The 12,212-nt window shown below is 64.7% G+C and carries 13 protein-coding genes; 8 read left to right on the top strand and 5 right to left on the bottom strand.

Annotated elements, in window-relative coordinates:
* Positions 1-35: 35 nt before the first annotated feature.
* Genes coaD through ACOQPC_RS10730 form a run of 3 tightly spaced genes read right to left on the bottom strand, consistent with a single transcriptional unit; the run spans position 36 to position 1,713 of the window.
* Positions 36-539: a pantetheine-phosphate adenylyltransferase gene (coaD, locus tag ACOQPC_RS10720; protein ID WP_420605720.1), complete on the bottom strand. Its 504-nt coding sequence runs from the start codon at positions 537-539 to the stop codon at positions 36-38.
* A gap of 14 nt (positions 540-553) precedes the next feature.
* Positions 554-1,453 carry a polyprenyl synthetase family protein gene (locus ACOQPC_RS10725; protein ID WP_420605721.1) on the bottom strand — a complete coding sequence of 300 codons (900 nt, stop codon included), beginning with the start codon at positions 1,451-1,453 and terminating at the stop codon, positions 554-556.
* A gap of 14 nt (positions 1,454-1,467) precedes the next feature.
* The gene (locus ACOQPC_RS10730) at positions 1,468-1,713 is read right to left on the bottom strand and encodes an exodeoxyribonuclease VII small subunit (protein ID WP_420605722.1); all 246 of its coding nucleotides are present in this window, start codon (positions 1,711-1,713) and stop codon (positions 1,468-1,470) included.
* A 146-nt stretch (positions 1,714-1,859) separates the two neighbouring features.
* Here ACOQPC_RS10730 and ACOQPC_RS10735 point away from each other — a divergent pair, with 146 nt between their 5' ends.
* From ACOQPC_RS10735 to ACOQPC_RS10765, 7 genes are all read left to right on the top strand, one after another.
* Positions 1,860-2,303, top strand: a complete 444-nt coding sequence (locus ACOQPC_RS10735) for a hypothetical protein (RefSeq protein WP_420605723.1) — start codon at positions 1,860-1,862, stop codon at positions 2,301-2,303.
* Between the two features lie 348 nt (positions 2,304-2,651).
* The gene (locus ACOQPC_RS10740) at positions 2,652-3,344 is read left to right on the top strand and encodes a hypothetical protein (RefSeq protein ID WP_420605724.1); all 693 of its coding nucleotides are present in this window, start codon (positions 2,652-2,654) and stop codon (positions 3,342-3,344) included.
* 27 nt (positions 3,345-3,371) lie between these two features.
* Positions 3,372-4,241: a 3-methyl-2-oxobutanoate hydroxymethyltransferase gene (gene panB / locus ACOQPC_RS10745; RefSeq protein WP_420605725.1), complete on the top strand. Its 870-nt coding sequence runs from the start codon at positions 3,372-3,374 to the stop codon at positions 4,239-4,241.
* A gap of 479 nt (positions 4,242-4,720) precedes the next feature.
* The gene (locus tag ACOQPC_RS10750) at positions 4,721-5,506 is read left to right on the top strand and encodes a tetratricopeptide repeat protein (RefSeq protein ID WP_420605726.1); all 786 of its coding nucleotides are present in this window, start codon (positions 4,721-4,723) and stop codon (positions 5,504-5,506) included.
* A complete protein-coding gene (locus tag ACOQPC_RS10755; RefSeq protein WP_420605727.1) occupies positions 5,503-6,831 on the top strand; it encodes a PQQ-binding-like beta-propeller repeat protein in 1,329 nt (442 codons plus the stop codon). Before ACOQPC_RS10750 ends, ACOQPC_RS10755 begins: the two co-directional genes overlap by 4 nt.
* A 600-nt stretch (positions 6,832-7,431) precedes the next feature.
* Positions 7,432-8,796, top strand: a complete 1,365-nt coding sequence (der, locus tag ACOQPC_RS10760; protein ID WP_420605728.1) for a ribosome biogenesis GTPase Der — start codon at positions 7,432-7,434, stop codon at positions 8,794-8,796.
* An 82-nt stretch (positions 8,797-8,878) separates the two neighbouring features.
* Positions 8,879-9,313: an Hpt domain-containing protein gene (locus ACOQPC_RS10765; protein ID WP_420605729.1), complete on the top strand. Its 435-nt coding sequence runs from the start codon at positions 8,879-8,881 to the stop codon at positions 9,311-9,313.
* Here ACOQPC_RS10765 and ACOQPC_RS10770 read toward each other — a convergent pair.
* Together ACOQPC_RS10770 and ACOQPC_RS10775 are read right to left on the bottom strand one after the other, a co-directional pair.
* The gene (locus tag ACOQPC_RS10770) at positions 9,310-10,599 is read right to left on the bottom strand and encodes a DUF418 domain-containing protein (protein WP_420605730.1); all 1,290 of its coding nucleotides are present in this window, start codon (positions 10,597-10,599) and stop codon (positions 9,310-9,312) included. The two genes, ACOQPC_RS10765 and ACOQPC_RS10770, sit on opposite strands and share 4 nt — an antisense overlap.
* Before the next feature lie 30 nt (positions 10,600-10,629).
* Positions 10,630-11,304 (bottom strand): nitroreductase family protein, encoded by a 675-nt coding sequence (locus ACOQPC_RS10775; RefSeq protein ID WP_420605731.1) that lies wholly within the window; start codon positions 11,302-11,304, stop codon positions 10,630-10,632.
* A 90-nt stretch (positions 11,305-11,394) separates the two neighbouring features.
* Here ACOQPC_RS10775 and ACOQPC_RS10780 point away from each other — a divergent pair, with 90 nt between their 5' ends.
* Positions 11,395-12,198 carry a Coq4 family protein gene (locus ACOQPC_RS10780; RefSeq protein ID WP_420605732.1) on the top strand — a complete coding sequence of 268 codons (804 nt, stop codon included), beginning with the start codon at positions 11,395-11,397 and terminating at the stop codon, positions 12,196-12,198.
* Positions 12,199-12,212 lie beyond the last annotated feature (14 nt).

Below are 12,212 nucleotides of genomic sequence, written 5' to 3' on the forward strand. Positions count from 1 at the left end.
CCGGATCAAGTCCGGAATGACGAATTTTTCGAATCTCAGTCCTGCACACGTATTTTTTCTATCCGCGCCACCACTTCCTCGCGCACCGCGGGCGTCACGAATTTCGCGATATCCCCCTCGAACATCGCGATCTCCTTGACCAGCCGGGACGCGATCGGCTGCAGCGAGACGTCGGCCATCAGGAACACGGTTTCGATGCGATCGTTCAGTTGCTGGTTCATCCCCGCCATCTGATATTCATATTCGAAATCGGCGACCGCGCGCAGGCCGCGGACGATCACCGACGCGCCGACCTCCTCGGCGAAATGCATCAGCAGGTTGCCGAAGCTCACCACCTCGATCGCGGTGCCTTGGATGCCCGCCACCTCGCGCCGCACCATCGCCATGCGCTCGTCGACATCGAACATCGGGTTCTTTGACGGGTTGGTGGTGACGCCGATCACCAGCCTGTCGACCAGCTTCGCGCCGCGCCGGATAATGTCCATGTGGCCCAGGGTGATCGGGTCGAACGTCCCCGGATAGATGCCGATTCGCTGCATGCCCCGTCTCTCCTCTAGCGGTCGCGTTCCACGATGAAGCGGGCAAGCGCGCGGAGCAGTTCCGCCTCCGCGCCGAAGCCGCGCAGATGCCCGATCGCCTGCTCGGTGAGCATGCGCGCCTGTTCGCGCGCGCGCGCGGGGCCCAGCAGCGTGACGAACGTCTCCTTGCCCTGCCCCTCGTCCTTGCGCAGCGCCTTGCCGGCCTTTTCCTCGTCGCCCTCGACATCGATCAGGTCGTCGGCGATCTGGAAGGCGAGCCCGATATCGCGCGCATAGCCGCGCAGCGCCAGATGAATCTCGTCCGATGCGCGGCCGAGCACCGCGCCCATCTCGATCGCCGCGGAGATCAGCGCGCCGGTCTTGAGCTGCTGCAGCCGGGTGACGGTATTGAGGTCATAGGCACTCTTGCCTGCTTCCAGGTCCATCATCTGGCCGCCCGCCATGCCGGACGGACCGCTGGCTTCGGCCAGAACGCGGACCAGTTCGATGCGCAGGAACGGATCGGCGTGCACCGCCTCGTCCGCCAATATCTCGAACGCCAGGGCATGGAGGCTGTCGCCCGCCAGCACCGCGGTAGCATCGTCATAGGCTTTGTGCACGGTAGGCTTGCCGCGCCTCAGATCGTCATCGTCCATGGCGGGGAGATCGTCATGGATCAGCGAGTAGACATGGATCGCCTCGACCGCGCAGCCGGCCCGCACCGCCGCGTCGCGATCGACGCCGAACAGCTCCGCCGTGCTGACCAGCAGCAGCGGGCGCAGCCGCTTGCCACCGCCGATGGCGGCGTGGCGCATCGCGTCGTAGAGGCGCGCGCGCGTATCGTCCGGCGAGGCCAGCAGCACCTCGAACAGCGCATCGACCTTGGCCGATATCCGATCGAACGCGGAGGAAAGGCTGATCGGGCTGATCGACATCGGAGGCTGCCTGGTCAGGCGTCGAACGCTTCGGTGCCGCCCGACTTGCCGTCCGCGCGCACGCGAATCTGGTCGATCTTGGCGCGCGCCGCGTCGAGCCGCTTCTGGCACTGCGCGCGCAATTTGTCGCCCTCGGCATAGAGATCGATCGACTCGTCGAGCGGCACGTCGCCGCGTTCGAGCTGGTTGACGATGTCCTCGAGCCGCTTGAGCGCCTCTTCGAAGCTCAGCTCGTCGGTGGATTGCGCTTGGGTTGTCATGCGCGGGTGCATGGCCCCGACCGCGTACAGGGTCAAGCCGTCCCCCCGGTTCGGGCCACGCAAATTCGCGGTCCGCCACGATTTTTGCTTGGAACTGCGCGCATGGCTGTTCATTGTGCAATGCGCAAAACACAATTGGAGTTTCCATGCGCAAATCCCTTCTCTCCCTTGCCCCCGTCGCCCTGCTCGCGCTGGGCGCGTGCGACAACAACGCCGCGCCGGACGCAGAAGCCACGTCCGAAACCGCCAGCGACGCCGCGCCGATCGCCCTGCCGCCGGCGATCGTCGACAGCGGCGTCTATCGCTGCGCCGACAAGTCGGTGGTCTATGTCGATTTCTACCAGGGCGGCGATCGCGCCGGGATCCGTACCGAGCAGAATGGCACATCGGTGATCCTCAACGCACCCGGCATGGCCAGCCCCGAGATGTCCGCCACGCCCGAGGCCGGCGCTACGCCAGAAGCGACGGCCACCGCCGACAGCGGCACCCCGACGCTGACCGGCGGCGATGGGTATGCGCTGACCGGAACCGGCCAGAACATCCAGGTCAAGCTCCCCGGCAAGGATAGCCAGACCTGCAAGACCGGCTGATCCGGACGCAGCAGACCGATCGAACGAATGGGCGCCGCGTGATCGGCGCCCATATTTGAGACATCTCTTGCAACCTCAATCTGATCAACTTGGTGACGAAGTCATTCCGCACCCATTCGTTCGTCATGCCAGCGAAAGCTGGCATCTCGGGCGTCAAAGCAATCCGGCCAGAGACCCCTGCTCCCGCTGGGTGACGAGCACATAAACTCGGCTGAGAGTAACATCGACGCAATTTTCTATACACGCAAAGCCCCGCCGCGCCGAGACGGTATCTGCGGGCGTCCAAGCTGCCTTGCTTCTCTTGACAGCCCCCCACGCCAAGGTTGATCTAAGTCTATAAGACTTTGGGTGAGGGTTCACGCTATTTTCATCGGTCATTTCGCACCGGCACTCGTCGTCGCTGCCCAGCGCAGGGCACCGCATTTGGGCATATTGTTCGTCGCCGCGCAATTCGTCGATTATCTGTTCGCGATCTTCCTCCTGACCGGCACCGAGCATATGCGCTTTCGCCAAGGCGCGACCGCGCTGGTGCCGTTCGATCTCTACGACATGTCCTACAGCCACAGTTTGGCCGGCACGCTCGTCGCCGCGCTGCTGTTCGCAGGCCCGGTCTATGTCTATTATCGCAAGGTGCGACCGGCAGTGCTTGCAAGCGTGGTGGTGCTGTCGCACTGGTTCATCGACTTGCTGGTCCACGCGGCCGATCTCAGCCTTGTCGGCGGCCCGCCGAAATTCGGGCTCGGCCTCTGGAACGAGCCGGCCATCGCGATCGCGCTAGAACTGGCGCTGATCGGCGCTGCGTTCTTCTTCTATATTCGCGCGACGCGGCCGCCCTTTCGCCAGGCGGGTCACAGCCGCGTCTATATCCTCGCGGCCGTTCTGCTGGCGCTGCAGCTGTTCAACTGGTTCGGTCCCAAGGAAGGCAATACGACCATCTTCGCGCTGACCATGCTGGTGGTGTTCACCGCACTCGCTTTCCTCGCCGACTGGGCCGGGCGCGGGCGCAGGACCCGCCCATTTCGCCGCAAGCGCTTCCACTAGCCATGTTGGCGCGTTACCGTGCCGCCTATGTCCACCACCTACACCGTCGACAGCGCCACCAGCCGCGCCACCCCCACGCCCAAGCCGATGAAGCGCGTCACCGTGCCCGCGATCAGAGCGCGCAAGGGACAGCCCGGCGCCGAGCCGCTGGTCATGCTCACCGCCTACACCGTGCGCACCGCGCAATTGCTCGATCCGCATTGCGATATCCTGCTGGTCGGCGATTCGCTCGGCCAGGTGATTTACGGCCTGCCCTCCACGCTGCCGGTTACGCTGGACATGATGTGCGCGCACGGCGCGGCGGTATCGCGCGGCAGCTTCCACGCCGCCGTCGTCGTCGACATGCCGTTCGGCAGCTACGAGGTTTCGCCGGAGCAGGCCTTTGCAAGCGCAGCTCGCATCATGGCCGAAACCGGCGCGGCGGCGGTGAAGATGGAGGGCGGCGTGGCGATGGCCGAAACGGTGGCGTTCCTGTCCGATCGCGGCATTCCGGTGATGGGCCATGTCGGCCTGACCCCGCAGGCCGTCAACGCGCTCGGCGGCTACGGCGCGCGCGGGCGATCGAACGCGGAATATGACAAGATCATCGGCGATGCCGTGACGGTGGCCGATGCGGGTGCCTTTGCAGTCGTGGTCGAGGGCGTGGTCGAAACGCTGGCCGATTCGATCGTCGACGCACTCGATGTGCCCGTCATCGGCATCGGCGCCTCGGCGCGCTGCGACGGCCAGGTGCTGGTGACCGAGGACATGCTCGGCCTGTTCGAACGCACGCCGCGTTTCGTGAAGCGCTATGGCGACATGGCCGGGTCGATCACCGACGCGGTCCAGCATTACGCCGCCGAGGTGCGCGCGCGCGTATTTCCCTCGGCGGATCAGGTGTACAAGCCGAAGGATTAGGGTCAGGACCTGTTAATCGTCATTCCGGACTTGGTTTCGCCCGGAAAACGTCAGTTTTCCGTTGGCGATGCTTGATCCGGAAACGTCAGTTCGGCGGAGCCAATCCAGGGCGGCAAGCGATGCCGTTGGAGGGCCTGGATTCCGGATAGCTCGATTTTCCAGCCAAATCATAGATTTGGAGAAAATCGGCTTCAGGAATGACGAATGAAATTCAACAGGTCCTGACCCTTAGGCGCGGCCTTCGCAGTCATGCGCGCGCATCAGCCAAAGAACCGTTCGTGCTGAGCCTGTCGAAGCATTGTCCTTCTTTCTCGCGATGGCGGCGAAAAGGAAAAGCAGCCCTTCGACAAGCTCAGGGCGAACGGAGTCATGGGATTGTTCGCGCGCGCGCGCGCCGCCCCGCCCCCATTCGCCCCTTGTCACCATGCCGCCCCCGTCGCTAAGGCGAGCCCCGATCATCCCGAGACCGGAGAGCCGCCTTGGCCCTGACCCCTTCCAAACCCGCAGCCACCGCCAGCGACAAGAGCGACGACGTGTTCGTGCGCGAGGTGGACGATGCCGTCCGCCGCTCGGACATGGAGGCGTTCGGCAAGCGCTATGGCTGGTGGCTGCTGGGCTTCGTCATCCTGGGGCTGGCCGCGTTCGGCGGATATATCATCTGGCAGAACCGGCAAGCCGCCGCCGACGGCAAGGTCGCCGAGCAATATGTGACCGCGATGGACGCCGCTGCGGCGGGCGACGTCAAGACCGCCAAGCCGATCCTGGCCGAGCTGTCCGACGGCTCGAACGAGGGCTATCGCGCGTCCTCGCTGATGATGGAAGGCAATCTCGCCGCCCAGAAGAACGAGGTCAAAGCCGCCGTTGCGGCCTATGGCAAGGTGGTGGGCGACGAGAGCCTGCCGCAAGCCTTTCGTGATCTGGCGCTGGTGCGCCGGACCGCGCTGGAATTCGACACGATCAAGCCCGAGCAGGTGGTGCAGCGACTCAAACCCCTCGCGGTCGAGGGCAAGCCCTGGTTTGGCCCGGCCGGCGAAATGGTGGCCTTGGCCTATGCCAAGATGGGCCGCGAGGATCTGGCCGGAACGTTGCTCGGCGCGATGTCCAAGGACAAGGATCTGCCCGAATCCACGCGCAAGCGCACCCGCCAGCTCGCCGGCGTCTATGGCGTCGATGCCGTTCAGGATGACGCCATTCAGCAAGACGAAAGTCCCGCCGGTGCAGCTGCTTCGACAAACGCGCCCGCCGGGAGCCAAGGAGCCAGATGATGAACCGCATAACCCATAAGCTGATCTGCGGCGCGGCGCTGCTCGCGCTGACCGGTTGCGGACTGTTCGGCGGCGGCGACAAGAAGAACACGCCCACCCTCGGCAACCGCGTCGCGATTCTCGGCGCGGAGAGCGACGCCGTGGTCGATCCCGCGCTGGCGACGGTCCCCGTCGTCCTGCCCGCCGCCGTCGCCAACAGCGACTGGGCGCAGCCGGGCGGCAACGCGGCCAAAAATCTGGGCCAGCTCGCGCTTACCGCCGATCTCGCGCCGGCCTGGACCGCGCGCATTTCGGGCGCCAGCAACCGCGCGCGGCTCGCCGCCGCGCCGGTCGTCTCGGGCGGACGGCTCTACGCGATCGACACCGACGGCATGGTCCGCGCGTTCGACGCGGCCACCGGCGGCGCGGCCTGGTCGACTTCGATGGCGGTCTCCGGCGACGGCAGAACGAGCGCGTTCGGGGGGGGCGTCGCCGCCGACGGTGCGATGGTCTATGCCACCAACGGCGTCGGCGATGTCGCCGCGCTAGACGCCGCCTCCGGCGCCGAAAAATGGCGCGTGCGCCCGGCCGGCCCGATGCGCGGCGCGCCGACCATCTCCAACAACAATGTCTATGTGATGACGCAGGACAACCAGATCTTCGCGCTCGACCCCGCCGATGGATCGACCAACTGGAACAAGTCCGGCACCGTCGGCCAGTCCGGCATTTTCGGCGTCGCCGCGCCGTCCGCCGCGCAGGGCACGGTGATCGCAGGCTATTCCACCGGTGAACTCGCAGCCTATCGCTACGAAAACGGCCAGGATTTGTGGACCGACGCCCTGTCGCGCACCAGCATCTCGACCTCGGTGTCCTCGCTCACCGATATCGACGCCGATCCGGTGATCGATCGCGGCCGCGTCTACGCCATCGGCCAGGGCGGTCGCATGGCGGCCTATGAGCTCATCACCGGCCAGCGCATCTGGGAAATCAACATCGCCGGCATCGCCACGCCCGTGGTCGCGGGCGACTGGGTGTTCGTGCTGACCGACGACGCCAAGCTGCTCGCCGTCGCGCGCACCACCGGCAAGATCCGCTGGGTCGCGCAGCTGCCCGAATATCGCAAGCCCAAGAAGAAGGAAGACCCGATCGACTGGAAGGGCCCCGTGCTCGCCGGTGGCCGCCTGATCGTCGCCTCGACGCGCGGCGGCGTGTGGTCGGTCGATCCTGAGGAGGGCACAGCCGCGCAGCTCTTCGATCTGGGCGAATCGGTTTCGGTCCCGCCGATCGTGGCGAACCAGACGCTGTACCTGCTCGACGACAGCGGCCGCATTTCCGCCTATCGCTAACGCCAAATCCTTCTCCCCGAGGGAGAGGGATACGCAGCCTTGGCTCGAAGAGATTGGCGATTATGTACCTTGCAAACCCGTTTCATTTGTTCGTCACTCCAGCGAAAGCTGGGGTCTCGGGTGGATCGCCATGAGGCCTGAGATGACGAACAAAAAAAGGCGGAGCTATGCCGTTTCTGAATTTCCATCCGACAGGGTTTGCAAAGTACATAATCGCCAAGAGATCAGGCGAAGTTGGATGAGGGTGGCTGGCGCGACAGTGCCATTGATGAGGCCGCTCTACATTAGCCCTTTAAAACATCGTCATCCCGGACTTGATCCGGGATCCAGGGCGAGATGGACCTGCCGCTGGGCCCTGGATCCCGGGTCAAGCCCGGGATGACGTTGCTTTGCTGCGCCGCGCCCCTACCCAGCCCCCGACCAAACAACTTCCCTACACGGCGCTTATCGTCTAAGATGCGTTCGCTCGTCCGCCCGTTGGCGACCCGCTCCCCCTGCCCGTGTAGGAAATATTTGTTTCACGATTTTGCGGGCGACCGGCGCTCGCTTTTAGCCTTTGCGCAACCTTGTGTCGCGCAGCCCCAATTATCGGATCGTCTCTTGCTTCCCACCGTCGCCATCGTCGGACGCCCCAATGTCGGCAAGTCCACGCTTTTCAACCGCCTCGTCGGCAAGCGGCTCGCGCTGGTCGACGACCGGCCCGGCGTGACGCGCGACCGGCGCGAGGGCGATGCGCGGCTGCTCGATCTGTCGTTCAAGGTGGTCGATACCGCGGGTTATGAGGATCATGACGAGCAGACCCTGCCCGGCCGCATGCGCATGCAGACCGAGGCCGCGGTGGCCGGATCGGCGGTGTCGCTGTTCCTGATCGACGGGCGCGTCGGCGTGACCCCGCTGGACGAGGAAATCGCCCGCTGGCTGCGCGCCTCGGGCCATCCGGTGATCCTCGTGATCAACAAGGCCGAGGGCAATCAGGCCGACAGCGGCATCATGGAATCCTATTCGCTGGGGCTGGGCGATCCGATCGCGATCAGCGCCGAGCATGGCGAGGGATTGTCCGATCTGTTCGGCGCGCTGGCGCCTCTGATCGACAGCTTCGATACCGGCGACGAGCAGGACAACGAGGATGACGAGGATGCCAACCGCATCCTGAAGCTGGCCATCGTCGGGCGGCCCAATGCGGGCAAATCGACCCTCATCAACAAGCTGCTCGGCGAGAACCGGCTGATCACCGGCCCCGAGGCGGGGATCACGCGCGACAGTATCGAGATCGACTGGATCTGGACCACCGGCCCCGGCGACGACCGCGAGGTGCGGCTGATCGACACCGCCGGCATGCGCAAGCGCGCCAAGGTGACCGAAAAGCTCGAACGCCTGTCGGTCGCCGATGCGCGCCGCGCGATCGATTTCGCCGAGGTCGTCGTGCTGCTGCTCGATGCGACCAAGGGGCTGGAGCTGCAGGACCTCAAGATCGCCGACCATGTGGTGCAGGAAGGCCGCGCGCTGGTCATCGCGATCAACAAATGGGACGTGGCCGAGGAAGCCAGCGCGCTGTTCAACGGCATCCGCGCCGCACTCGACGAAGGTCTGGCGCAGCTCAAGGGCGTGCCGATGGTTGCGGTGTCGGCGATCACCGGCAAGGGGCTCGACCAGATGCTTTTCGCCGCCTTCGACGCGCGCGAGGCGTGGAGCAGGCGGGTGCCGACCGCCGGGCTCAACCGCTGGTTCGAGCATGCGATCACGCTCAACCCGCCGCCGGCCCCCAGCGGCCAGCGCATCAAGCTGCGCTATATCACCCAGATCAAATCGCGTCCGCCCGCCTTCGTCATATTCGGCACGCGGGTCGATAAATTGCCCAAAAGCTATGAGCGCTATCTGCTCAACGGCATCCGCCGCGATCTGGATTTCGGCGCGGTGCCGGTACGGCTCACCCTGCGGGCGCCGAAAAACCCGTTCGACGACTGATATCGGGCCTTATCGTCAACGGACTGTTTACGATTGGACATGTAAAAAAGCCCGACGATTGAATGGGGGTCAGAGGGAAATAATGGCGACTGAGACCGGCGAATTTGTGGACTGGAATACCTTCCAGGCGTGCCGCGCGCAGCTTGGAACGGGATTCGTGCGAATCCTGGGCTATTTTCAGGAAGACGGCACCAAATCGATCGCGGCCATCGAACAGGCGATGCGCGACAAATCGGCGATCGCGCTGGTCAACCCCGCGCATATGCTGAAGGGCGAAGCCTATCAGTTCGGCGCGCAACAGCTCGGCCAGGTGGCCGAGCGTATCGAGATGATCGCCCGCAAATGCGTGGAGCGCCGGGTCGAGCCCGACGAGATATTGCCGGATGTGGTCAAGCTGCGCGGCCTGTTCGAACGCACGCTCGCCATGCTCGAGCGCGAGGCCAGTCCGCTGGTCGAGCGGCGCCCCACCTTCGGGCAGAAGAGCTTCGGCACCAACCAGAGCTTCGGCCGGCTCTAGGCCCCGCTCCGGACCTTAAGCATCGGTTGCAGCCGGCCCCGCGCCAGGCTGCGCCACAGCCATTCCAGCGGTCCGTAACGATAGCGATCGAGCCACGGCTTGGACCAGAGCAGCATCACCGCACAGGCCGCCAGCACGAACAGGTACAGCGCCGGACGTGGCACCTGGCCGAACAGGTCCAGCCCATAGCCGTAAAAGATCGTGCTCATCACGATGCTGGTGCCGAGATAATTGGTGAACGCAGCCTGCCCCGCCGCCGCGATCCGCTCCAGCAGCGCGCTTCTCGCCAGCCAGCGGATCAGCAGCAGGAACAGCGCGGCATAGCCCAAGGTCATCATCAGCCGCGGCGGCAAGCTCCAGGCGACCACCAGATTGAGCGACAGGATCGGATCGAAGCCGCGCGCCATGTCGAACGCGGCCAGTCCGGCATAGATCAGCAGACCCGGCACGAATAGAATCGCCACCACCAGCCAGTAGCGCCGCGTCTCCCAATGGCCGGTCAGAAAGCCGCTGCGCAGCCCCACCATGCCCAGCAGCATCAACGGAAAAGTCTCGGTCCCGGCCTGGAACAGCAGATTGAGCGGGCGCCAATATTGGCTGAGGCGGTATTCGACGGTCGCGCCATAAGTGCCGCGGAACAGCGCGATCTCCTCCTGCTCGGTGGCGGGCGAAAAACCCTGCATGATATGCGCCAGCCGCTCGATGCTCGCCGCGCTGGCGCCCGGCGCATGGGCGGCCATCTCGGCGCTCAGCAATGTGCCGAGCGAGAGGCTCATCAGCGCGGCACCGGCCGCGTAGACGATCAGCGCGGTGGCGATGAGGGTCTTTCTGCTGGCAGCTTTCATCAGAAAGGCAAGGCTGCCGATCACGGCGTAGAGAAACAGGATGTCGCCCCACCAGATCAGGAAGAAATGCGCGGCGCCGAAGACAGCCAGCCACGCCATGCGGCTGTAATGGGTCCGCGCCGCGCTGCCGCCCTGCATGTCCGCCCGCTCGGCGATCAGATACATGCTCGCCCCGAACAGGAGCGAGAACAGTCCACGCATCTTGCCGTCGAACAGCAGGAACGCGGCAATCCAGGCGGCGATGTCGCCTCCCGTAGCCGCGCCGGTGCCGGCCACACGCGGCACGATATAGGCGTTCTCGGGTAACGCGAAGGCGACGATGTTCATCGCCAATATGCTCATCACGGCGAGCCCGCGCAGCGCATCGAGCTCGATCGAGCGCGCGTCCAGTACGCTCCCGACCGGGCCGTCTGGCGGCTCCGTCTCATCGCAATCGCTCAACGCGCTTCCCCCACCCGGCCTGTTGATCTGCTAGAACCAGCTCGATATCGCCTCCAGCGGCTTCTTGCGCGCCGCCTCGGCAGGGTAGACCGCGTCCGGCGCGGGCCTGCCGGTGACGATGATCATCAGCGGTTTCTCGGTCGCCGGCCGCTGGCAGAGGTCGGTCAGGAACTTCATCGGATTGGGCGTATGCGTCAGCGTCGCCAGCCCCGCCTCGTGCAACGTCGCGAGCAGCAGGCCGCAGGCGATGCCGACGCTTTCTGTGACATAATAATTCTGCTTCTCATCGCCCGCGTTCGGCCCGCCCTTGCGCTGCGCGAACACCGCGATCAGCCAGGGCGCGGTCTCCAGAAACGGCTTCTCCGGATCGGTGCCGAGCGGGGCCAGTGCCTCGAGCCATTCCTGCCCCGCCTTACCCGCGTAAAACGCCCGCTCCTCTTCCTCGGCGGCAAGCCGAATTGCGCGTTTCTTGTCGGGATCGGCGATCACCGCGAAATGCCAGGGCTGGTGATTGGCCCCCGATGGCGCGGTTCCGGCGGCAAGGATCGCCTGCTCGATTACCGCGCGCGGCACCGGATCGGGTGCGAAGTCGCGGCAGGTGCGACGGCATGCGAAATGCTCATATGCCGCCTGGGCACGCGTGATCCGCTCGGCATCGCTAAGCTCCGGTAAGAATTCATAGGCTATGGGATCGGGAACAGGCATCTGTGCAGCTTAATCGCACAAGCTGGCCAACTGAAACCTATTTTCACTATTGACACCAATGTCAGTAACTATAATATGAGATTTATGGAAATGTCCCACGAATTCGCATCCGCTCCGGCAACCGACCCGCGCCCGATGTTCAATCCGGCCCGGGTCAAGCCGCGCTTTCGCCCGTTCAAGGCGATGCACCATTTCCGCAAGCTGATCGCGGACAAGGAAGACACCAGCGAGGTGTTCCATATCTTCGAAGCTTTGCCCCGCCGCAATTTCCGCGTCGAGGCCCAGGCTTTCGTCGAGAGCGACGAAGGGCGCGAGATCATCAGGCGCGAGCCTTATCTCCCAGACCTGCTCGACGATCATGAGCGGCTACGCGCGATGCCAGCGGGCAGCGTGGCACATGCTTATTGCGATTTCATGAAGAGCGAGGGGCTGTCCGCGGCTGGTCTCGTGGCCGAATATGACCGCTTTACCGGCGGCAAGCGCTTTGGCGACCTGATGGAATATTATGGCAACCGCAACCGCGACACGCATGATCTGCTCCATGTGCTCACCGGCTATGGCCGCGATGCGCTGGGCGAACAATGCGTGCTGGCATTCACCTATGGTCAAAACCCCGCGCCCGCGAACCTGTTCATCGCCTATGCCGGCGGGCTGAACGTCAAGAAAACGACAAAAAGCGATGCGCCCGTTTTCAAAGCGATCAACGAAGCGCGCAAGCTGGGCCGCGCCTGCCCCCGGATCAGCGAGCAGTCGATCATCGATCTCCTCGCCGAACCGCTGGACGCGGCGCGCAAGCGGCTGAACATCACGCCGCCGGTCCATTATGAGGAAGCGCACAGGCGTTTGCGCGCGCGCGGTATCGATCCCTATGACCTGCTGACCAACGCAGCCTGATCAGCGGGATCGAT

It is taken from the genome of Novosphingopyxis sp. (assembly GCF_965218915.1).
Lineage (GTDB): Bacteria > Pseudomonadota > Alphaproteobacteria > Sphingomonadales > Sphingomonadaceae > Novosphingopyxis.

What these genes read in the sequence shown, in the direction of transcription:
- coaD (WP_420605720.1), bottom strand. Translation starts at nt 539, where the DNA reads ATGCAGCGAATCGGCATCTATCCGGGGACGTTCGACCCGATCACCCTG.
- ACOQPC_RS10725 (WP_420605721.1), bottom strand. Translation starts at nt 1,453, where the DNA reads ATGTCGATCAGCCCGATCAGCCTTTCCTCCGCGTTCGATCGGATATCG.
- ACOQPC_RS10730 (WP_420605722.1), bottom strand. Translation starts at nt 1,713, where the DNA reads ATGACAACCCAAGCGCAATCCACCGACGAGCTGAGCTTCGAAGAGGCG.
- ACOQPC_RS10735 (WP_420605723.1), top strand. Translation starts at nt 1,860, where the DNA reads ATGCGCAAATCCCTTCTCTCCCTTGCCCCCGTCGCCCTGCTCGCGCTG.
- panB (WP_420605725.1), top strand. Translation starts at nt 3,372, where the DNA reads ATGTCCACCACCTACACCGTCGACAGCGCCACCAGCCGCGCCACCCCC.
- ACOQPC_RS10755 (WP_420605727.1), top strand. Translation starts at nt 5,503, where the DNA reads ATGATGAACCGCATAACCCATAAGCTGATCTGCGGCGCGGCGCTGCTC.
- ACOQPC_RS10765 (WP_420605729.1), top strand. Translation starts at nt 8,879, where the DNA reads ATGGCGACTGAGACCGGCGAATTTGTGGACTGGAATACCTTCCAGGCG.
- ACOQPC_RS10775 (WP_420605731.1), bottom strand. Translation starts at nt 11,304, where the DNA reads ATGCCTGTTCCCGATCCCATAGCCTATGAATTCTTACCGGAGCTTAGC.
- ACOQPC_RS10780 (WP_420605732.1), top strand. Translation starts at nt 11,395, where the DNA reads ATGTCCCACGAATTCGCATCCGCTCCGGCAACCGACCCGCGCCCGATG.